The organism is Bacteroides sp. 14(A) (assembly GCF_000526555.1).
Classification (GTDB): domain Bacteria; phylum Bacteroidota; class Bacteroidia; order Bacteroidales; family Bacteroidaceae; genus Bacteroides; species Bacteroides cellulosilyticus.
On record NZ_JAGH01000005.1, the window covers coordinates 552,687 to 573,176 of the forward strand.

Genomic DNA, 20,490 nt, shown 5'->3' on the forward strand with positions numbered 1-20,490 from the left:
ATAATTATTATTTTAAATAAACATTAATAAAATTCGGGTTACCGTATTTGATCTGTGCATACAGCAAGATTACTGCACCCAAATAGAATGAAAGCTCACAAAGCAGGAATGTAGCTCCGCAGCAATCTCCTGTATAACCTTGAAGACGACGTTTCATCAACCGATACAATAGGGTGAATGTTAAAATGGGGCAGATCATAACCGGCCAGAAATCTATCGGTAAGAATAATATAATAGGTAAAAATCCACAGATGAATCCCGTCAGTAATTCTTGCCAGGTCATGCGGTCATATACATTTTTTGCCTTGCTTTCTTCTTCTTTCCGTGCATAAGGCAAATAATTGATGATCTGTGAAGCACAGAATTTAGACCAGCAGTCGCCACAAATTACGAGTACACAAATCAGTTTCAAAGGTAGATTTTCCAGAAGTAAGAATAATAGCAAGAAATAGACTATTAATCCTATGACACCATAACTTCCTATCTGGGAATCTTTCATAATGGCAAGTGTCCGTTCTTTGGTGGTGCCTCCACCAAAGCCATCAAAAAAATCAGCCAGTCCGTCTTCGTGCAGACAGCCTGTGATAAGCAATCGGGAGAGGATGGCAAGTACCCATGCGATGGAAATGGGAAGTATCTGAGCTGCTATCCACAGTACTCCAACCGTAATACTACCCGTCAGCCATCCGGCTAATGGCCAGTATGGAACAATACGTTTGAAGTATTTAGCCGGGACTTCTTTGATTCTCCAAAAAGGAAGCCGGGTGAAGAAGATGAATGCTGCTAGGACTTTCATACGTTTAGAAATACTTTGTTATAGAAGCATGCGCGAAGTTATCCATTTCATTAATCATACGTATGGCGGACTGCACAATGGGATATGCACAGATGGCACCTGTCCCTTCACCCAAACGCAGACCTAAATTTAAAAGCGGTCTGGCTTTCATGTGATCGAGTAGTAGTTTATGACCTGTTTCATCTCCACAATGTCCGAAAATAGCATAATGCAGTACTTCCGGATATAATTTGCTGGCAGCTAGAATACAGTTTGTCATAATGAATCCATCTACCATAATAACTATTCCAAGTTCGGCTGCTTGAAGCATAGCACCTATTACCATCACCATTTCCAGGCCTCCAAAATAGCGGATGATATCATGGGGAGAACGATCTCCTCTGTAGTTATCTAATGACTGTTTTAATACTTCATATTTATGACGGATACCAACATTATCCAGTCCGCTTCCCGCACCTACACATTGTTCCAGAGGAATATTTGTAAAGCAAGTCATCCACAGGGATGAGGAAGATGTATTTCCAATACCCATTTCCCCAAAACTGAGTATATTGCTACCTTCTTTATGGCAATTGCGTACCACTTCTGCACCGCGCTCCAGACATAGTTCCATTTCCTCTTCTGTCATTGCAGCTTCATGCAGATAATTTCGAGTACTTTTCCGTACTTTCATGTCGATGATACCTGTATCATAAGGTAAATTATAATCTACACCGGCATCTACTATTTTCAAGGTAAACCCATGCTGTCGGCAAAGGAAATTCACTCCGGCACCTCCATGTAAGAAATTACTAATCTGTTGCCAGGTAACTTCTTTGGGCGAAAGGCTGACACCTTCGTCTACAATGCCATGATCAGCGGCAAAGATTATATTCTGTGGATGTTGCAGGGTAGGAGACAGAGTTTGTTGTATCCAGCCTATTTGCAAGGCCAGCTCTTCAAGAGTACCTAATGAACCTTTGGGTTTAGTCAGATTATTAATTTTATCAATCAATGCTGGACGGATATTCTCGTCCGGACGTATTATCTTAAATGTTTTCATATGCAATATTTATAACTTTGAATCTTATCATCTTACCATTCTATCATCTTTTCCTCTCTCTATTTCACTTTCACCGGAATCCCCGATACCATCAACCATACTTCATCAGCGTGTTCGGCGATGTACTGGTTCATCCAGCCTTGCATGTCTGTGAACTTACGCTGAATTTCATTTTCTGAAGTAGCTCCCATACCTATTTCATTGGTAACAAAGATGAAGGTAGCATCTTGCGCTGTAAAACGGTCGAATTCTTCTTTGGCAGCTGTCAGGGCACTATCTGTATCTGCATTTACATCAAAGAAGAAGTTGGTACACCATAAAGTAACACAGTCTATCAGGACAGTCCTTCCGATTAATTGATGACGGCTTAGCTCTTTTTCTTCCTCTATATTTGTCCATTCCGGTCCGCGTCTTTGTTGATGGCGGATTACGCGTTGTCGGAATTCTTCATCCCAAATACGTGCGGTAGCAAGGTAAACAGGAGTAGGAGAGAGACTTAGCGCCAGTTTTTCCGCATGGCTGCTTTTACCGGAGCGGGCACCTCCGGTAATGAGTATGATCCGTTTCATATTTTTTTCACTTTAGTGGCTGTAAAAGTACATTTTTATTTTTGAATATAAAAAAACTTCTTTTACCTTTGCACCGTCTTTTTAAGAAAGCAATGCGGCAGTAGCTCAGTTGGTAGAGCATCAGCTTCCCAAGCTGAGGGTCGCGAGTTCGAGCCTCGTTTGCCGCTCTTGCCGAAAAATGGGGAAGTTACAGATTTGTGGCTTCCTCATTTTGTATAATCCGAAAAACTTTAAAAAACAAAATAAAATGGCAGTAGAATTAAAAGACCTGACCAAACGCAGCGAGAATTATTCGCAGTGGTATAATGAACTGGTGGTAAAGGCCGACCTGGCAGAACAGTCAGCTGTGCGTGGCTGTATGGTGATTAAACCTTACGGATACGCTATTTGGGAGAAAATACAGCGTCAACTCGACGATATGTTTAAGGAAACAGGGCATGTGAATGCTTATTTCCCATTGTTGATTCCGAAATCTTTCCTCAGCCGTGAGGCAGAACATGTGGAAGGTTTTGCAAAGGAATGTGCAGTCGTTACTCATCATCGCCTGAAAAATGCTCCTGACGGTAGCGGAGTTATTGTGGACCCGGAAGCTAAGTTGGAAGAAGAACTGATCATCCGTCCTACTTCAGAAACCATCATTTGGAATACTTATAAGAATTGGATTAATTCCTATCGTGACCTGCCTATCTTGTGTAACCAATGGGCCAACGTAATGCGTTGGGAAATGCGTACTCGTCTTTTCCTGCGTACTGCTGAATTTTTGTGGCAGGAAGGGCATACTGCACATGCTACCCGTGAGGAAGCTGAAGAAGAAGCTGTACGTATGCTGAATGTATATGCCGAATTTGCCGAAAAATACATGGCAGTTCCCGTAGTGAAAGGTGTAAAATCGGCTAATGAGCGCTTTGCCGGTGCACTGGATACTTATACCATTGAGGCTATGATGCAGGATGGGAAAGCCTTGCAAAGTGGTACGTCGCACTTCCTTGGACAGAATTTCGCCAAGGCATTTGACGTGCAATTCGTGAATAAGGAAAACAAAATGGAATATGTTTGGGCTACTTCATGGGGGGTATCTACTCGTCTGATGGGTGCACTGATCATGACTCACTCTGATGATAACGGACTTGTACTGCCTCCGCATCTGGCTCCAATACAGGTGGTTATCGTGCCTATCTATAAGAACGCAGAGATGCTGCAGAAGATTAACGAGAAAGTGGCAGGCATTGTTGCTAAACTGAAGTCTATGGGTATTTCTGTTAAGTATGACAATGCTGATAACAAACGTCCGGGTTTCAAATTTGCTGATTATGAACTGAAAGGTGTGCCGGTACGTCTTGTTATGGGTGGTCGTGATTTGGAGAACAATACAATGGAAGTTATGCGTCGCGATACATTGGAGAAAGAAACTCTTTCTTGCGACGGCATCGAAGAATATGTAAAGAACCTGTTAGAAGAAATCCAGACTAATGTCTATCAGAAAGCCCTTAACTACCGTAACTCTCATATCACGAAAGTGGATAGTTATGATGAATTCAAGGAGAAGATTGAAGAAGGTGGATTTATTCTTGCTCACTGGGATGGTACTGTTGAAACAGAGGAGAAGATTAAAGAAGAAACAAAAGCAACTATCCGTTGTATTCCTTTCGAAACGTTCTTGGATGATGACAAAGAACCGGGTACCTGTATGGTGACAGGCAAACCTTCTGCTTGTCGTGCTTTATTCGCTCGTTCTTATTAAATATAGGATATCTAAAGATCTAAGGTAAAGGGCTGCACTTCGCACAAAGAAGATGCAGCCCTTGCCATTTTTACATCATTGTCATATCCTATACATGTTTCCGTAACACTGAATCTCCATCTTTGCATCGTAATAAAAAAGAAAGGAGTTAGATATGAAACTGAATAGAAATGATTATGCTATTGAGGCAACTACCGATGGCGGCTATTACGCCTATTTGAAAAGTAATATCATGTGCAGTGCGTACGGTGAAACACCTGATGAAGCCTGCGAGAACCTTGGTAACATTGTTGACGACTTCGTCACAGATATGTACATGGTTGAAGAGTTTGTATAACATGTGTTCGATTCCATAAATTCTCTTGAGGTCATGTCCGCGTGAGCAGACATGACTTTGTGGTTATAGAGAAGGTTAAAAGAGTTGTGTCTTCAGTCCGAACGATAAGCTGAGATAATCTTTGGGCTTCAGATATTTGTTGGTGAATGCACTTACTACATACAGATCACAGGTACTTATTTCATAATAAAAAGTAACGGCTCTTGCTCCCAGACGCCAACGTGGGGGAATATTATAAGTCAGACGTTGTCCCAGGAATACATGAATGCGTACCTTGGATGAGAAGCCGTAATAACCTTTTGGATAACGTTCGGGCTCATGTGTCCAAAATTCATTGCCGAATACTGTATTGAAATACATGCCGCATGCAAGTGGTTCGACAGCAAATTCTTTTCCAAGAGCTATACTCCATGGCATATAGTTCTGCTTCAGAGTCATGGTGATTTTGGTACGTTTGGAGTCGTACTTAGGCAGAATACCGAAAAAGATATCTGTTTCCCACTGATTCCGTTTTCCATAATCCCATCCTGTACCCAGAGATAGCAATCCCATGTTACCGGCAAATTGCAGCTTTGTATGTGTTGGTATCAGGCTTTCCCAGTGTTTACGATAGCGATGGACGCGCTTATCATAACGGCTGGAACGTTTATTACTGATATCGGCACTGTCTATTTTTACTTTTTCTTTCTCCAGCCACACGGTATCATGTTTTGTGATGATAACGGTATCTCTGAATACCCGGCGTGGCTCTATGGTTATTGTACTGGCTTCTTGCGCATAGCCGGTTGATGAGCATACAAGAAGGAAGCACGTCAGTGCTTTAATAATAGACCACTTCACGCTCATATCCATCAGGGGTTACAGTAAATATATAATAGTTGCGGTGTTTCATACAGTCGCTCATGTAATACATCACGCCATCTTCAAAAAAATCTTCTTCGAATACGCGATGTTCATGCGCAGCAGTACAGAATAGTAAGCCGGGAAATTGCTTAATGGTATATTGAAACACTTGAGCTACATTATTGTTAAACTCCATGCAAAACGGTCGTATATGCATGGAGAAGATAGTACGGTCGTACTCGTCGCGGCGATCATCTAACTGGGCATTAATGAATTCAAAGTCAGGGATGGGGCGGGAGTAGTCGAATTCGATAGCATTGGTGTTCAGACAAATGAATTTGATGCGACCGGCTATGAAAGAAAAATTGGGGTCACCGAATACAATACGAAAAGTTTCTTCGCCTGTACCGAGGCAGTCATGATTACCGATCAGACCGACATAGGGAACTTTCAGCTTATTCATGATATCACGTTGCCACAGGAACTCGTCTGTAACACCGAAGTCGCTGTAATCTCCGCCATGAATGACAAAATCTATATCATCCCGTTTATTAAGGTGATTGACAAAGTCCAGGGTCTCATCATACCAACGCTGGGAGTCACCCATAGTGACAAAACGAATAGTTGCCTTATCCTTGCAATTGGCCTCTATCTTTTCTATATTATGATTATTTATATTTGTCTGACCACTGATGCGGACATCATAAGGATGGTAATCTATCATATCGCAACCGCCCATAAACAGGCCGGTAAGCGGAATGAACAGGAGTTTAGATAGTTTCATGTGTATGATATTAATATTATATAATCTCTTTGATTGAAAACTGATTGCAAAGATAGAGTTTTCTTTTAGATAAATGATTGTCTTATTTTCCTTTTTTCTGTTCCTTCGTGCTGTACTAATTTCCATAATTGTCCATTTTTTAGACGGAGGTGTCTAATTATTAGACACTATTTGTATACGTTTAAAAAGATAAATTGTTGATAATGAATGAATATTAAGTTTTGGCATACTTTCTGCATTTATATAAACAGAATATTATATAAGACTTTAATAATAAACATCATGATTGAAATTAATGACATCAGCAAAGTATTCCGTACAACGGAAGTAGAAACAGTAGCATTGAACCATGTGAATCTTGAGGTGAAAGAGGGAGAATTTGTAGCCATCATGGGACCGTCAGGTTGTGGTAAATCAACCCTGTTGAATATCTTGGGATTGCTGGATAATCCGACGGAAGGTTCATATAAACTTCTGGGACAGGAAGTTGGAGACTTGAAAGAAAAAGAACGTACCCGTGTGCGGAAAGGTAAACTAGGTTTCGTATTCCAAAGCTTTAACTTGATAGACGAACTGAATGTTTATGAAAATGTGGAATTGCCTTTGACGTATCTCGGCATTAAGGCTTCCGAACGTCGTCGGATGGTGGAGGATATATTGAAACGAATGAATATCAGCCATCGTGCCAAGCATTTCCCGCAACAATTGTCCGGTGGTCAGCAGCAACGTGTAGCTATTGCCCGTGCTGTGGTAACTAATCCTAAATTAATACTTGCCGATGAACCGACCGGTAATCTGGATTCTAAGAATGGTGCAGAAGTCATGAATCTGTTGACGGAATTGAATCGGGAGGGAACGACAATTATTATGGTAACACACTCTCAGCATGACGCTTCGTTTGCACATCGTACGATACATTTGTTTGATGGTAGCGTGGTGGCCAGTATTGCGGCACAAGGAGTATAAGTTTATAAAGAGATTGAACTATGAAACAACTATATTATGTCATACGTACCCTGTTGCGTGGGCGCGGTTCGAATATAATCAAAGTCATTTCCCTTGGATTGGGATTGACGATGAGTATTCTGCTGTTTTCACGTGTGGCTTTTGAACAAAGCTATGATACTTGCTACAAGGACTATGATGATCTTTATCAGATATACTCCATATTCTCGGCTGAAGGTGAACAATTTGAACCGCAAAAACAAAACTGTGGTCCTGTGGCAGGTGCCATTTTGGAGAATTTTCCCAAAGAGGTAGAGGCGGCTGCCAGCATTGCGTATTTTGTTTCTTCACCACTTTACAATGGCAGTGTACGCATCGATGCCCGGAAAATATTAGCCGATTCACTTTTTTTCAAGACTATGGGTATTGAGGTACTGAGTGGCAATCCGGAAAAAGATCTGATGCAGAACGATGTCATATTTTTGAGTGACGATTTGGCTCAGAAAATATATGGTGGTGAGAATCCTATTGGAAAAGTCATTAGTTATAATAAGGAGTTGCAACTGACGGTAAAGGGCACTTATGTCGATTTGCCCGAGAACGCTACTATGCGTCCGGAAGCTGTTATTTCCATGCCTACGGCTTGGAGCCGTGACTGGGGTAACTATTCCTGGCGCGGAGGCGACAGCTATTACGAATATATCCGTTTCCGTCCGGGAGCTGACAAGGAAGTGGTGAATACCCGTCTGGATGCCATGATACAGAAGTATCGGCCGGAAGAAGATAAGAAAGCATACGGTTACACTGCTTTTGTGAAACCTATCCGTGATGTGTATCGTGACGAAGATCAGGTGAAACGCATGGACAGCATTATGAGTATCTTAGCTCTGGCTATTCTTTTTATCGCGTCACTGAACTACGTGCTCATTTCTATTTCTTCGCTCACGTATCGTGCCAAAGCGGTGGGTGTGCATAAGTGCAGCGGTGCAAGTGGAGGTACGGTGTTCTCAATGTTTCTTTTGGAAACGGGAATTATTATTGCGCTGGCCTTGGTGTTGATGGGGTTGATATTACTCAATTTCCAGGAGTTCATAGAAGATACTACCGCAGCCAAGTTGAGTGTACTTTTTGCACCGGATCGTATCTGGGTGCCGCTTGTTGTGGTGCTGGTTCTGTTCATTGTAGGTGGAATTCTGCCAGGCAGGCTGTTTGCCCGCATACCTGTGTCTCAGGTGTTCCGCCGCTATACAGAAGGTAAGAAGGGGTGGAAACGTCCGTTACTTTTCGTTCAGTTTGCGGGTGTGGCCTTCATTTGTGGACTGATGTATGTGGTGATGGCGCAGTACAATTATGTGAAAGATAAAGATATGGGCTACAATCCACAGCGTGTTGCTATCGGAAATGTTTATTTCGGTGGTGAAGAAGCGAGTGGCCCTGCCTTGCAATTCTTCCGCGGACTGCCTTATGTGGAGGAGGTATCTTCTGCTGTCAGTACCCCAGTATGGAGCTATAGCGGTTCAATGATTGAAGGTGAGGGTGGACAATCGCTCTTCTCGACCCGATTCAGTTATGCACTTGAGGACTACTTTAAGATGATGGGGATGACGATGAAGGAAGGGCGTCCGGCGCGTGCATCGGACGAAATAGTCGTGAATGAGGCTTTTGCGGAACGGATGCGTTGGGGAGACAAAGCGCTGAATCATCCGTTGCGTGCCGAAGGTCGAAATTTGAAAGTAGTAGGTGTGCTGAAGAATTTCCATATAGGCTCTTTCTATCAGCCACAGGATGTCATTATGTTTGGCTATACCCGTACCTTTGGTAATACTGTTCATGTACGTCTCAAGGAACCCTTTGCCGAGAATTTACGTCGTCTGAACAAGGACGTCTCTGAGGCTTATCCTGACAAGACGGTTGACTTCTATAGTATGGAAGATCAGATTTTGAACAAGTATAATCCGGTTCGTGTCTTCAGTAACGCCACGATATTGGCGGCATTGACTATGTTCTTTGTCATGCTGATGGGCCTGATTGGTTATACTACAGACGAAGTGCGTCGTCGTTCCAAGGAAATCGCTATTCGTAAGGTGAATGGGGCGGAATCTTTGGGAATATTGGAGTTGCTTTCGAAAGATGTCCTTTATGTAGCGGCTCCGGCTGTTATTATCGGCATTATATCTGCAGCATATATCAATGGAATGTGGATGGATCAGTTTGCCGAACAAGTGCCGCTTTCCTGGCCGGTATATATATTGATAGCATTAGTTATCCTGTTACTTATCCTCGCTTGCGTCATCTGGAAGTCATGGCGGATAGCGAACGAAAATCCGGTAAACAGTATTAAAAGCGAGTAAAAAAAGAAAGATATGAGACAACTTTATTATACGGTTCAGATTTTGCTTCGTGGGCGGGGCAGTAATTTCATTAAACTGGTGTCCCTGACACTAGGGCTGCTGATAGGCATCTTGCTTTTCTCGCAAATAGCTTATGAATTGAGTTATGAGAATTTTTATAAAGATTCGGAAAATGTAGCTTTAATGCGTTGCCGCAGGGTGAAGGATGGAATTCCTGATAAAGACTATGACGACAGCACTTTTCGCCCTGCCGCCGCTGATCTTTGGGAGGCATTGCCGGATTTGATAGAATCTGCCAGTCTTTCCGTTAATTTCTATCAGCCCGACTGCTATATTGACGATAAGAAACTGGAAGATATGCAGGTCATGTTTGCAGATACGCTTTTTTTCCAGACCATCGGCTTGGAAATATTACGTGGCGACCCACACGAATTGGCTACACCTTTGTCTGTCTTTCTCTCACAGAGTAAAGCACGCGAACTTTTTGGTGACGAGGAGCCGGTTGGAAAGACTTTCTCCATGAGTAAAATGCTGGATGTCACTGTACGTGGTATTTATCAGGATGTTCCCGGCAATACGGTATATCCGCATAACACAGTCATTTCACTGCCTACTCTTGAAGAATATATTTATGGACGTGGCACATGGAAGTCGAATGATATTTATAACGTTCTTTTCCGCCTGAAAAGTCCTGAAAGCGTAGAGGCGATGAATAATCGCATACAGAAAGCCGTAGAGCGTTATACCGAGACTAAAGAAGGAACGGATGTAATGGAATTCAGCATCTTGCCATTGTCGGATATCTATCTCAGTTCTTCTGACAATGTACGACGTCTGGTAATACTGGGTGTACTGGGCTTTTCTATCTTCTTTGTTTCTATCATGAATTATGTGCTGGCCGCAGTGGCTTCGTTTAGTCGTCGTGCCAAAGCAGTGGGAGTACATAAGTGTTGTGGTGCTGACGGAACGCATGTGTTGGGTATGTTCATGTGGGAAACAGGAATACTAGTTGCTACTTCTATTATAGCCTGTTTGGTGTTGATGTATATTTTCCGTGAAGGGATAGAGGATATGTTGCATGTCCGCCTTGCAGAACTCTTTACCTGGCAAAATCTGTGGGTTCCCGGTCTGACTGTACTTCTGTTGTTCTTAGTCGCAGGTGTTCTACCGGGTAGAATGTTTGCTAATATTCCTGTAACACAGATTTTCCGTAGATATACTGACAGTAAGCGTTCATGGAAACGGGGGTTGTTGTTCGTACAGTTTATTGGCGTATCTTTTATCCTGGGAGTGTTGGTTACTACAATTTGGCAGTATCATGATTTGATGACACGAAGTGTTGGTTTTCGCACAGAGCGATTGGCGGTGGGGCAGTTGCGCACCACGGAAAATCTGAGCGGACAAGGAGTGGAAGATGACATTCGCAGGCAACCTTATGTGGAGTCTGTAGCACGTAATAGTAATTCGCTGCTTTCACATTACAGCACTACAGGGCTGACAGATATTCAAGGTAATTTCCTTTGTCCGCTACACTTCCAGAATGTTGCGAAAGACTTTCCGCAAACAGTAGGTATGCAGTTGGTGGAAGGTGCCTGGCCTGAACATATCGGCGAAGCATTAATAGGTCGTAAAGTGGTGGAAACGATGAAGTGGGGAGATAAAGCCTTGGGACAACGCTTACCAGTCAATGCACAATGGGTGGGTCTTGATAGCCAACCTACGGTGGTGGGTATCGTAGAAGATGTGCGTAATATGGGCTTTTTTATGGAACAGACTTGTACGGCTTTCATCCTTTCGGATAAACGTAACGGTTCTTACAACGTCCGCTTAAAAGAACCTGTAGATGAAAATCTTGCGCGACTGAATGAGTTTGTCAAAGAAGCATATCCGAAAGCTGCATTGGAGTTTATAACCTATATGGATATCCAACGGGAAAATTACAGCAATGTGTATCGTTTCCGTAATACTGTATGGATCACTTCTCTTTGCATTTTCTTTATTGTACTCATGGGACTTATTGGCTATGTGAACGATGAGACTCAACGTCGTTCCAAAGAAATTGCAATTCGTAAGGTGAATGGTGCCGAAGCTCCTTCTATTCTTAGCTTACTGGCAATGGACATACTAAAAGTGGCTATTGGTGCGGTGATCCTCGGCACCGGCTTTGCCTGGTATGTTTCCGGTGTCTGGCTGGAACAGTTTGCCGATAGTACACTGCCTTCACCGGTGTGGTTTGTTCTGCTGGCAGTGGGCTTATTGGTGCTTATTGTACTTCTGGTGATTCTTAAAGCCTGGCGCATTGCCAATGAAAATCCAGTACAGAGCATCAAGAGCGAATAGAGGTAATTTAATGCTTTAACCTTGCCTACAGCTATCTGTAAAGCTGAATAAAAAGGGTGTAGCCTTTCAGATCGGATGGCTACACCCTTTGATAAGGATGGTGTAGTCCTTTGGTGCTTAGGGCTACACCCTTTTTAGTTGAAGGTTATACCTTCTGTTTGAGTGGTACAAATTACTTACGCGATACTCTCTTTGTTTTTCTTTCGAATATACGTCCATAACACTACAAGTGCTGTTAGGAAAGCGAAAAAGTCAGCCACCGGCATACTGGTCCAGATACCATCCAATCCTATAAAGCGGGGGAAGAAGATCAGACCGGGAAGTAAATATAAGAGTTGCCGGGTAAGTGAAAGGAAAATACTGATTTTAGCCTTTCCGATACTTTGGAAGAAGTTACCGATAACAATCTGCGCACCCACCAACGGGAACATCAGCACGCAAATGCGAACACCGCGTGAAGCAATGTCAATCAGTTCCTGATCGTTTGTGAAGATAGCGGACACAGCATGCGGGAAAAGCTCGCAAATGAGGAAACCACTGCTCGTGATGCACACACCGGTCAAGATACTCAGTTTCAAGGTTTGCTTCACACGGTCATGCTTCTGTGCCCCGAAATTATATCCCACAATGGGCTGCATACCCATGGTTAATCCTAATACAATCATTATATAGAGAGTGAGCAGGCGATTGATGATGCCGTAAGCTCCGATGGCCATATCACCTCCGTGGCGTTGCAGAGAGTTGTTGATGATAATCACAATGACACAGGCGCACACATTCATCAAGAAAGGTGACATTCCGATCGAGAAAATACTGCTGATGATGCGCTTCTTTAGTTTCCAGAAGTCCGGGCGGAAGCGCACAAAGCTGTCTTTATCAAGGAAATGTTTCACTACCCACACCATACCGATAAACTGCGAAATAACGGTTGCCGTGGCAGCTCCGCGAATACCCCAGTCAAAATGGAAGATAAAGATAGGAGCAAGGATGATGTTACAAACCACGGTTACCATGGAAGTCAACATTGCCTTTTTAGGATATCCCGTGGCACGCATGATATTGTTCAATCCGATCATCGTGTAAGTAATAGGTGTTCCTGCAAGAATAATTTGCATGAAATCCCGGGCATAGGGCAGTGTATCCTGGCTGGCACCGAAGAACCTTAATATTTCATCCAAAAACAAAAAGGCGAGTCCGCCGAAAACAACAGCATTGATCAGACAAAACATCAGCGTATTTCCCAATACCTCGGTAGCTCCATCCAAATCTTTCTGCCCCAAACGGATGGATGAGATTGTAGATCCACCTGCCGACACCAATGTACAGAATGCTACCACAAGATTCATCAGCGGAAAAGTAATGGCCAATCCGGCAATACCCATTGCACCCACACCGTGACCGATGAAAATGCTGTCGATGATGTTGTACAGTGAAGTAATCGTCATACCGATGATGGCGGGTATAGAATATTGTAGCAGCAGTTTACCTATACGTTCGGTACCTAATATGTGAGGGTTATTATCCATAACTATTAATCTAAAGAAAGTAATGAATCCGCGTTCGTCCGCTCTGGTCCGTGCCGTCCGCGTATCTGTATTTGCAGCAAAGTTACTCATTTATTTGCTCTGTTCAAGGATTATTCAGACCTTTGTATCGTAATTGATAAGGTATTAACATTATAAGGTAAAAGGAAGTTTATATGACTGAAACAAAAAACATCGCCGTTCTTTTCGACTTCGACGGTGTCGTTGTCGACACAGAGACGCAGTATAGCATCTTCTGGCACAAAATGGGAGTAGATTACTTGGGTATGGAAGACCTTGAAAGCCGCGTAAAGGGACAAACTTTGGTGTATATCTATAACACCTTCTTTCCCGGTATGATTAAAGAACAGGAAGAAATTACCGCCGGCCTCGACCGCTTTGAGCAGAAAATGACATTCGAATTTATTCCCGGTGTAGAATCTTTTATTGCCGATCTCCGTCGCAATGGTGTAAAGATGGCTGTGGTCACCAGTTCCAATGATAAAAAGATGGAAGCTGTATATCGTGCCAAACCCGAAATCAAAACTATGTTCGACCGTATTCTTACGGCTGAAATGTTCACAGCTTCCAAACCTGCACCGGATTGCTTCTTGCTTGGCATGAAAGTATTTGGCACCACACCGGAAACAACTTACGTTTTCGAAGACTCTTTCAACGGACTGAAAGCGGGTATGGCTTCCGGAGCTACAGTAATAGGTTTGGCCACTACCAATTCACGCGAAGAAATAGTTCCGTTGTGTCATTATGTTTTAGATGATTTCCAAGGGTTCACTTACGATAAATTAACAGAATTGCATAAGTAAAGGGAAAAAGCATTACCTTTGCGGCGATTTCACCACAGATTACACTGATTTACACAGATAATATGCTGAGGATGATATTGCTCTGTGCCAATCTGTGTAATCTGTGGTGAAAAAGCAATCAATAACTAAATAATTAAAATTATGGCTGGTTATATTTCAGATGACACTCGAAAAGTGACTACTCATCGCCTTGTAGAGATGAAGCAGAGAGGCGAAAAGATATCTATGTTGACGTCTTATGACTATACTATGGCACAGATTGTAGACGGTGCAGGCATGGATGTAATCCTGGTAGGCGATTCTGCCAGTAATGTGATGGCAGGTAATGTGACTACGCTTCCGATTACCCTCGACCAGATGATATATCATGCAAAATCCGTAGTTCGTGGTGTGAAACGTGCTATGGTGGTGGTAGATATGCCTTTTGGATCTTACCAAGGTAATGAGATGGAAGGTCTTGCTTCGGCTATCCGTATTATGAAAGAGAGTCATGCAGACGCTCTGAAACTGGAGGGTGGTGAAGAAATTATAGGTACGGTGAAGCGTATCCTCAGTGCCGGTATTCCTATTATGGGACATCTCGGACTGATGCCGCAATCTATCAATAAATACGGTACTTATACGGTTCGTGCGAAAGATGATACGGAAGCTGAAAAACTGATCAGTGACGCTCACATGCTGGAAGAAGCCGGTTGTTTTGCCATTGTACTGGAGAAAATTCCTGCCGCTTTAGCCGAACGTGTGGCAAGTGAACTGACCATTCCTATTATCGGTATCGGTGCCGGTGGTGGAGTAGATGGCCAGGTGTTGGTGATTCAGGATATGCTGGGAATGAACAATGGTTTCCGTCCTCGTTTCCTGCGTCGTTATGCCGATCTGCATACTGTGATGACTGATGCTATCAGCCGTTATGTATCTGATGTCAAGAACTTAGATTTCCCGAATGAGAAAGAGCAATACTGATAATCTTTGGTCACTGGGCTTTATGAGGATATGCTTTGCCAATTTCCTGCTTTTTGCATCCATCTACATGCTTTTCCCGGTGCTTCCCTCGGTGATGATGTCCCGATTGGGCATTTCCACAGGGCAGGCTGGCAGCATGTTTCTGGTATTTGCAGCGGCGATGTTCCTGGTGGGGCCGTTCCATGCATATCTGGGAGATGAGTATAAACGGAAACGTGTACTTGTCTATTCCATATTTGTGATTTTGGGAACGACTTTAGGCTATATCTTTGTCGATACTTTTCCGAGGTTGCTGATGCTTGCTGCTGTGCAGGGTGGAGCATTCGGATTGGCTGCGACGGCAGGCATTACGGTGGCCATCGATATCACTACTGCTTCGCGCCGTAGTGCCGGAAATCTGGGCTTTGCACTGGCAGCCCGCTTGGGTATGCTGGTAGGAGTGGCAGCGGGAATATGGATGTTCCAGCTCAAAGGTTTCAGTATGACGGCATATTTTTCTATATTATGCAGTATATTCAGTATTCTATTTGCATTGCGGGTATATGTAGCTTTCCGTGCACCGATAGGAGTGGGGCATTGCAATCTTGATCGTTTTTTGTTGTTGCGGGGTTGGCTTCCCGCCCTCAATTTGGTACTGATTGCTTTTATTCCCGGGATTGCATTATTGTTAATCAAACAAGGGGATTATGCTGCACTGTTTTTTCTCGTTGTTCTAGTAGTGCTTACGATACCTTTTACGAAGATATTTGTTAAGCTCTCGCAACATTGTCAACGGGGAACAGCGAATACAACTTGCCATTTGGCTATGGAAACTGGTATTCTGATTGGTCTTGCAGTTTGTTGTTTTCTATCGAATCATGGAGAAATGTATTCTGAATTTGCAGATGGGACCGGTATTGCAGATGTTTATCTATATACTGATTTTCAGTTGATTTATAAGGTAATCGGTATTGGAATTCTGGTAGCTTTGGCTTTTTTCTTTTTGCTGACGTATCCTTATTATAAGAGGAAAAAAGTAAGATGAAACTTGTAAATCCGCCAATCTATCGGATTCATACTTCTTTCCCCTCTCTCTTAACTTAAATACGGGAGAAAAATAATAATCCCGATAATTGCCGCCGCAACAGCGCACACCAGCACTGCTCCGGCGGCAATGTCTTTTACCTGCCCTGCAATGGGGTGACGCTCGGGAGAAACCAGATCCACCAATTTCTCAATGGCTGTATTAAACAATTCTGCGGCTATTACCACGCCAATACATAAGATAATGACTATCCATTCCGTACGTGTTATGCCAAAGAAAAAACCGGCAGCTATCACCACTGCTGTAGTAATGAGATGAAAACTTAAGTTCTGTTCTTTCCCTACACATTGCCGGATACCTTTCCAGGCATATCCGAAACTGCGGATCTGCTTTTTTAAACTATATTTCACTTTACCTCTTTTTTTGTTAGTATCTGTTAGCTATTAGACTAACGTCTAGTCTAGGGTAGACTAAACGTTAGTCTGCGGGTAGATGGGTCTTCAGTCTGGGGTAAACTCTTGTCACTCGTAGCCTGTCACTCGTAGCTAACTTAGCTTCTTGAAACTTGTTTTACTCCCTTCACCGTCCTCAGCTTTTTGAGCAGTGTCTCCAGTCGTCCTGTATCACCTACCATAATCGTCATCGTTCCGGAGAATAAACCATCATGGGAGTCAATACCGATAGAGCGCAATGAGATATCATTTTCTTTGGATATGATCGAAGTGATATTTGTAACAATGCCTATATCGTCATGTCCCACAACGCGCAGCGTAATCGGATACTGCGTACCTTGCGATTTACCGGCCCAGCGCGCTTTTACAATCCGGTATCCGAATCGTTCACGTAACTGTGTGGCGTTAGGGCAGTCACTACGATGTATCTTGATGCCGCCGGTCACACTAACAAAACCGAAAACATCATCTCCATAAATCGGACTACAGCAGCGTGCCAGCTTGAAGTCCAGTCCTTTCAGATCCTGATCAATTACCAGTACATCCTCTTTCGAACGGGTGATTTCGTCGTTCTGTGTCTGTTGCAGATTATATCCCTCGGCACTGCGGTATGTGATGTCGTCATGCGTATCACTTTCCCTCCTCTGTTGTTCCAGATATTTATCGATGATTTCGTTCACATCCAGTGTTTCATCTGCGATGCTTTGATAAAAGTCTGTCACTGTCTTGAAGCCGAGACGTTTGATCAGGCGCATCATTACGGCTTCATCATATTCTATTTTCCGGTTCTTGAATTTACGCTCTATCGTTTCTTTGGCAAAGGCATGTTGGCGGGCAACCATCTCCTTCAATGCCTGGCGTATCTTGGTACGTGCCTTGGAGCTGGTTACAATATTCAGCCAATCCTGTTTGGGTGTCTGTGTATTCGAGGTCATAATTTCCACTTGATCACCACTATTCAGCACTTGCCGCAATTGGGCATTCTTGCCGTTTACTTTCGCACCGATACACTTACATCCTAATTTGCTATGGATGTGGAAAGCAAAATCCAGCACCGTGGCTCCCTTACCTAACTTAAACAGATCGCCTTTCGGAGTGAATACGAAGACCTCATCCTCGTATAAATCCAGTTTGAACTGGTCCATAGCTTCCAACCCGTTACTATCCGAGTTTTCTAATGCTTCACGGACAGTAGTCAGCCATTCATCCAATCCTGTTTCTCCCTTTACACCTTTGTAACGCCAGTGAGCAGCGAGCCCCCGTTCGGCGATATCGTCCATACGTTCGGTACGTATCTGTACTTCCACCCATTTGCTTTCGGGACCCATTACAGTAATGTGTAATGACTCGTAACCGTTGCTTTTTGGTACAGATAGCCAGTCACGCAAGCGCTTCGGGTTAGGTTGGTACATATCTGTTACAATGGAATATGCTTGCCAGCACTCCTGCTTTTCTTTATCTACAGGCGAATCCAGGATAATGCGGATGGCAAACAAGTCATATACCCCTTCAAACGGACATTTCTGCTTCTTCATCTTCTGATAGATGGAGTGAATAGATTTTGTACGCCCTTTGATGTGGAAATGCAATCCGGCTTCTTCCAGTTTCTTCTGCATCGGAGCGATGAAGGCGGCAATATATTTGTCACGGGACGCTTTTGTCTCGTTCAGCTTATCCTTGATATGATAGTAAACCTCTTTCTCCGTATATTTCAGCGAAAGGTCTTCCAGTTCCGATTTCAGCTTATATAAACCCAGTTTGTGGGCGAGGGGAGCGTACAGGTAGGCCGCTTCATTTGCCACTTGCCGACGGGCTTCGTCATTTTTACTGTCTTTGATTTGCCGCATGATGTTCACACGGTCGGCAATCATTATCAGGATCACACGCATATCTTCCGCAAAAGAAAGCAACAGGTTGCGGAAGTTTTCCGATTCGATAGTCGGGCTTTTGGAGTAAAGCTCATTGACACGGATAAGCCCGCGGATGATGCCTGCCACGTCTTCACCGAAAGCGGCTTGCACTTCTTCGGGGGTACAAGCTCCGTTTCTCACGCTTTCGTGCAGCATGATGCCCAGAATAGACGCCCGTTTCATTCCGATTTCTTCGGCCACGATAACGGCAGTCTGCATATCTTTAACCAGTGGATTCAGTCCGAAAGTGTCACGCTGAACGCGGTTATCCTTTATAGAGTTGATAAGATGTGTTTTCAGTTTTCTACAGTCACCTTTCTGTAATGTCTCACCGGTCAACTGCAATAATTTTCTGTAGAGAGAGAAGAGCAATTCCTTCTCTTCAGTAGTGAAAAATTCATCTCTTTCCATAATTGTCCATTTTTGTTGCCCAAAGGTAGTTTTTTTCTTCCTTTCTATTATAAGGCTTGTGCTTTTTTTGTATTTTTGGCAATCAATTAATAAAAAATAGATAGTATGATAACACCGCAAGACAAAGAGTTGCTTAGGCAAAAAGGTATTTCAGAAGAGCAGATAGCTGAACAGCTGACCTGTTTTGAGAAAGGTTTCCCGTACTTAAAGCTGGCTGCTGCCGCTTCATTGGAAAAAGGTATTCTGGCACCTGCAGCAGAAGAGCAGAAGCTCTATCTCGATGCATGGGATGCATATACGCGGACAGATAAAGTAGTAGTGAAGTTTGTTCCTGCTTCAGGTGCGGCAAGCCGTATGTTCAAGAATTTATTCGAATTTCTCGGGGCTGATTATGATGTGCCCGAAACTAAATTCGAAAAAACATTCTTTGAGCAGATTGAAAAGTTTGCTTTCTATAATGACTTGAATGCCGCCTGTGAGAAAGCATTCGAGAAGAACATTCCCGCATTGACGGCTGAGGGTGATTATAAAGCTGTAGTGGCTGCATTGCTTGAGGCGGCAGGACTGAATTATGGTGCGCTTCCGAAAGGTTTGTTGAAATTCCACAGATATGAAGATGGAAGCCGTACTCCATTGGAAGAACATCTTGTGGAAGGTGCTCTCTATGCTGCTAACAAGAATGGAAAAGTCAATGTGCATTTTACCGTTTCTCCTGAACATCGCCGCTTGTTCGAAAACCTGGTGGCAGACAAAGCAGCTGTCTATGCCAAGAAATACGGTGTAGATTACAATGTAACTTTTTCTGAACAAAAGCCCTGTACGGACACTATTGCTGCCGATATGAATAATCAGCCTTTCCGTGATAACGGCAAGTTGTTATTCCGTCCGGGTGGTCATGGTGCGCTGATCGAGAATCTGAATGATCTTGATGCAGATATTATCTTTATCAAGAATATCGACAATGTAGTGCCTGATAAACTGAAAGGTGACACCGTGTTGTATAAGAAGTTGATTGCCGGAGTATTAGTGGCGCTGCAACAAAAAGCATTTGCTTATTTGGAACTTTTGGATAGCGGCAGATATACTCACGAACAAGTGCTTGAAATTCTGCAATTCCTGCAAAAGAAATTGTTCTGTAAAAATCCTGAGACCAAGAATCTGGAAGATGCTGAACTCGTACTTTATCTGAAAGAGAAACTGAATCGTCCGATGCGTGTATGCGGTATGGTGAAAAATGTAGGAGAGCCGGGTGGCGGTCCGTTCCTGGCATATAATAGTGACGGTACTATTTCCCTGCAAATTCTTGAAAGTTCTCAAATTGATATGGACGATCCGGAGAAAAAAGAGATGTTCGAAAAGGGTACGCACTTTAATCCTGTAGATTTGGTTTGTGCTGTGCGCGATTATAAGGGTCATAAGTTTGATCTTGTTAATTTCGTAGATAAGGCTACCGGTTTCATCTCTTATAAATCGAAGAATGGCAAGGATCTTAAAGCACTTGAACTTCCCGGTCTGTGGAACGGTGCCATGAGCGATTGGAATACGGTGTTTGTAGAAGTTTCTCTGAGTACGTTCAATCCGGTAAAGACGGTGAATGATTTGCTGAGAGAACAACATCAATAAATGATATTTCAA

17 protein-coding genes and 1 tRNA gene are annotated in these 20,490 nt (G+C 43.3%); 10 read left to right on the top strand and 8 right to left on the bottom strand.

The window, feature by feature from the left end; all coding sequences use genetic code 11:
• Positions 1 to 7 precede the first annotated feature (7 nt).
• Genes cobS through cobU form a run of 3 tightly spaced genes read right to left on the bottom strand, consistent with a single transcriptional unit; the run spans position 8 to position 2,407 of the window.
• Positions 8 to 796 carry an adenosylcobinamide-GDP ribazoletransferase gene (cobS, locus tag K429_RS0125160; protein WP_029328547.1) on the bottom strand — a complete coding sequence of 263 codons (789 nt, stop codon included), beginning with the start codon at positions 794 to 796 and terminating at the stop codon, positions 8 to 10.
• Positions 797 to 800: 4 nt separating this feature from the next.
• Positions 801 to 1,838, bottom strand: coding sequence for a nicotinate-nucleotide--dimethylbenzimidazole phosphoribosyltransferase (cobT, locus tag K429_RS0125165; protein WP_007218336.1), 1,038 nt, complete (start codon positions 1,836 to 1,838; stop codon positions 801 to 803).
• A 59-nt stretch (positions 1,839 to 1,897) separates the two neighbouring features.
• The gene (cobU, locus tag K429_RS0125170; RefSeq protein ID WP_007218337.1) at positions 1,898 to 2,407 is read right to left on the bottom strand and encodes a bifunctional adenosylcobinamide kinase/adenosylcobinamide-phosphate guanylyltransferase; all 510 of its coding nucleotides are present in this window, start codon (positions 2,405 to 2,407) and stop codon (positions 1,898 to 1,900) included.
• Positions 2,408 to 2,501: 94 nt separating this feature from the next.
• Here cobU and K429_RS0125175 point away from each other — a divergent pair.
• From K429_RS0125175 to K429_RS0125185, 3 genes are all read left to right on the top strand, one after another.
• Positions 2,502 to 2,574: transfer RNA gene (locus tag K429_RS0125175), tRNA-Gly, on the top strand.
• Positions 2,575 to 2,654: 80 nt separating this feature from the next.
• Complete coding sequence (proS, locus tag K429_RS0125180) at positions 2,655 to 4,148, top strand: proline--tRNA ligase (protein ID WP_007218338.1); 1,494 nt, start codon at positions 2,655 to 2,657, stop codon at positions 4,146 to 4,148.
• Between the two features lie 154 nt (positions 4,149 to 4,302).
• The gene (locus K429_RS0125185) at positions 4,303 to 4,485 is read left to right on the top strand and encodes a hypothetical protein (protein ID WP_022209299.1); all 183 of its coding nucleotides are present in this window, start codon (positions 4,303 to 4,305) and stop codon (positions 4,483 to 4,485) included.
• Positions 4,486 to 4,560: 75 nt separating this feature from the next.
• Here the strand turns inward: K429_RS0125185 and K429_RS0125190 are convergent, their stop codons facing one another.
• Both K429_RS0125190 and K429_RS0125195 read right to left on the bottom strand, forming a co-directional pair.
• The gene (locus K429_RS0125190; protein WP_029328548.1) at positions 4,561 to 5,331 is read right to left on the bottom strand and encodes a hypothetical protein; all 771 of its coding nucleotides are present in this window, start codon (positions 5,329 to 5,331) and stop codon (positions 4,561 to 4,563) included.
• Positions 5,306 to 6,112 carry a metallophosphoesterase gene (locus K429_RS0125195; RefSeq protein ID WP_029328550.1) on the bottom strand — a complete coding sequence of 269 codons (807 nt, stop codon included), beginning with the start codon at positions 6,110 to 6,112 and terminating at the stop codon, positions 5,306 to 5,308. Before K429_RS0125195 ends, K429_RS0125190 begins: the two co-directional genes overlap by 26 nt.
• 282 nt (positions 6,113 to 6,394) lie before the next feature.
• On the opposite strand from K429_RS0125195, the gene K429_RS0125200 reads away from it, so the two are divergent.
• From K429_RS0125200 to K429_RS0125210, 3 genes are read left to right on the top strand one after another with little or no spacing between them, the layout of a single operon-like run.
• Positions 6,395 to 7,078: an ABC transporter ATP-binding protein gene (locus K429_RS0125200; RefSeq protein WP_007218342.1), complete on the top strand. Its 684-nt coding sequence runs from the start codon at positions 6,395 to 6,397 to the stop codon at positions 7,076 to 7,078.
• A 20-nt stretch (positions 7,079 to 7,098) separates the two neighbouring features.
• The gene (locus K429_RS0125205; protein ID WP_007218343.1) at positions 7,099 to 9,408 is read left to right on the top strand and encodes an ABC transporter permease; all 2,310 of its coding nucleotides are present in this window, start codon (positions 7,099 to 7,101) and stop codon (positions 9,406 to 9,408) included.
• A gap of 12 nt (positions 9,409 to 9,420) precedes the next feature.
• Positions 9,421 to 11,748 carry an ABC transporter permease gene (locus K429_RS0125210; protein WP_029328551.1) on the top strand — a complete coding sequence of 776 codons (2,328 nt, stop codon included), beginning with the start codon at positions 9,421 to 9,423 and terminating at the stop codon, positions 11,746 to 11,748.
• Positions 11,749 to 11,924: 176 nt separating this feature from the next.
• Here the strand turns inward: K429_RS0125210 and K429_RS0125215 are convergent, their stop codons facing one another.
• A complete protein-coding gene (locus K429_RS0125215) occupies positions 11,925 to 13,274 on the bottom strand; it encodes an MATE family efflux transporter (RefSeq protein ID WP_022209294.1) in 1,350 nt (449 codons plus the stop codon).
• Positions 13,275 to 13,447: 173 nt separating this feature from the next.
• Here K429_RS0125215 and K429_RS0125220 point away from each other — a divergent pair, with 173 nt between their 5' ends.
• The 3 genes from K429_RS0125220 to K429_RS0125230 all read left to right on the top strand — a co-directional run bounded on the left by K429_RS0125220 (position 13,448) and on the right by K429_RS0125230 (position 16,082).
• Positions 13,448 to 14,095: an HAD family phosphatase gene (locus K429_RS0125220; RefSeq protein WP_029328552.1), complete on the top strand. Its 648-nt coding sequence runs from the start codon at positions 13,448 to 13,450 to the stop codon at positions 14,093 to 14,095.
• Positions 14,096 to 14,236: 141 nt separating this feature from the next.
• On the top strand, positions 14,237 to 15,058 hold the full coding sequence (gene panB / locus K429_RS0125225; protein WP_007213965.1) for a 3-methyl-2-oxobutanoate hydroxymethyltransferase: 822 nt from the start codon (positions 14,237 to 14,239) through the stop codon (positions 15,056 to 15,058).
• The gene (locus tag K429_RS0125230; RefSeq protein WP_029328553.1) at positions 15,039 to 16,082 is read left to right on the top strand and encodes an MFS transporter; all 1,044 of its coding nucleotides are present in this window, start codon (positions 15,039 to 15,041) and stop codon (positions 16,080 to 16,082) included. Before panB ends, K429_RS0125230 begins: the two co-directional genes overlap by 20 nt.
• Positions 16,083 to 16,132: 50 nt before the next feature.
• Here K429_RS0125230 and K429_RS0125235 read toward each other — a convergent pair whose 3' ends face one another.
• Complete coding sequence (locus K429_RS0125235; protein ID WP_007218347.1) at positions 16,133 to 16,492, bottom strand: diacylglycerol kinase family protein; 360 nt, start codon at positions 16,490 to 16,492, stop codon at positions 16,133 to 16,135.
• Between the two features lie 140 nt (positions 16,493 to 16,632).
• Positions 16,633 to 18,855 (bottom strand): bifunctional (p)ppGpp synthetase/guanosine-3',5'-bis(diphosphate) 3'-pyrophosphohydrolase, encoded by a 2,223-nt coding sequence (locus K429_RS0125240; protein WP_007218348.1) that lies wholly within the window; start codon positions 18,853 to 18,855, stop codon positions 16,633 to 16,635.
• A gap of 105 nt (positions 18,856 to 18,960) precedes the next feature.
• Here K429_RS0125240 and K429_RS0125245 point away from each other — a divergent pair, with 105 nt between their 5' ends.
• On the top strand, positions 18,961 to 20,478 hold the full coding sequence (locus K429_RS0125245; RefSeq protein ID WP_029328554.1) for a DUF4301 family protein: 1,518 nt from the start codon (positions 18,961 to 18,963) through the stop codon (positions 20,476 to 20,478).
• The last annotated feature ends 12 nt before the right edge of the window (positions 20,479 to 20,490 follow it).

Excerpts from the sequence above, each read along its gene's own strand:
- K429_RS0125215 (WP_022209294.1), bottom strand. The coding sequence starts at position 13,274 with ATGGATAATAACCCTCACATATTAGGTACCGAACGTATAGGTAAACTG.
- K429_RS0125190 (WP_029328548.1), bottom strand. The coding sequence starts at position 5,331 with ATGAGCGTGAAGTGGTCTATTATTAAAGCACTGACGTGCTTCCTTCTT.
- K429_RS0125220 (WP_029328552.1), top strand. The coding sequence starts at position 13,448 with ATGACTGAAACAAAAAACATCGCCGTTCTTTTCGACTTCGACGGTGTC.
- K429_RS0125240 (WP_007218348.1), bottom strand. The coding sequence starts at position 18,855 with ATGGAAAGAGATGAATTTTTCACTACTGAAGAGAAGGAATTGCTCTTC.
- cobT (WP_007218336.1), bottom strand. The coding sequence starts at position 1,838 with ATGAAAACATTTAAGATAATACGTCCGGACGAGAATATCCGTCCAGCA.
- K429_RS0125195 (WP_029328550.1), bottom strand. The coding sequence starts at position 6,112 with ATGAAACTATCTAAACTCCTGTTCATTCCGCTTACCGGCCTGTTTATG.
- K429_RS0125230 (WP_029328553.1), top strand. The coding sequence starts at position 15,039 with ATGAGAAAGAGCAATACTGATAATCTTTGGTCACTGGGCTTTATGAGG.
- cobS (WP_029328547.1), bottom strand. The coding sequence starts at position 796 with ATGAAAGTCCTAGCAGCATTCATCTTCTTCACCCGGCTTCCTTTTTGG.
- cobU (WP_007218337.1), bottom strand. The coding sequence starts at position 2,407 with ATGAAACGGATCATACTCATTACCGGAGGTGCCCGCTCCGGTAAAAGC.
- panB (WP_007213965.1), top strand. The coding sequence starts at position 14,237 with ATGGCTGGTTATATTTCAGATGACACTCGAAAAGTGACTACTCATCGC.
- K429_RS0125245 (WP_029328554.1), top strand. The coding sequence starts at position 18,961 with ATGATAACACCGCAAGACAAAGAGTTGCTTAGGCAAAAAGGTATTTCA.
- proS (WP_007218338.1), top strand. The coding sequence starts at position 2,655 with ATGGCAGTAGAATTAAAAGACCTGACCAAACGCAGCGAGAATTATTCG.
- K429_RS0125210 (WP_029328551.1), top strand. The coding sequence starts at position 9,421 with ATGAGACAACTTTATTATACGGTTCAGATTTTGCTTCGTGGGCGGGGC.
- K429_RS0125205 (WP_007218343.1), top strand. The coding sequence starts at position 7,099 with ATGAAACAACTATATTATGTCATACGTACCCTGTTGCGTGGGCGCGGT.
- K429_RS0125185 (WP_022209299.1), top strand. The coding sequence starts at position 4,303 with ATGAAACTGAATAGAAATGATTATGCTATTGAGGCAACTACCGATGGC.
- K429_RS0125200 (WP_007218342.1), top strand. The coding sequence starts at position 6,395 with ATGATTGAAATTAATGACATCAGCAAAGTATTCCGTACAACGGAAGTA.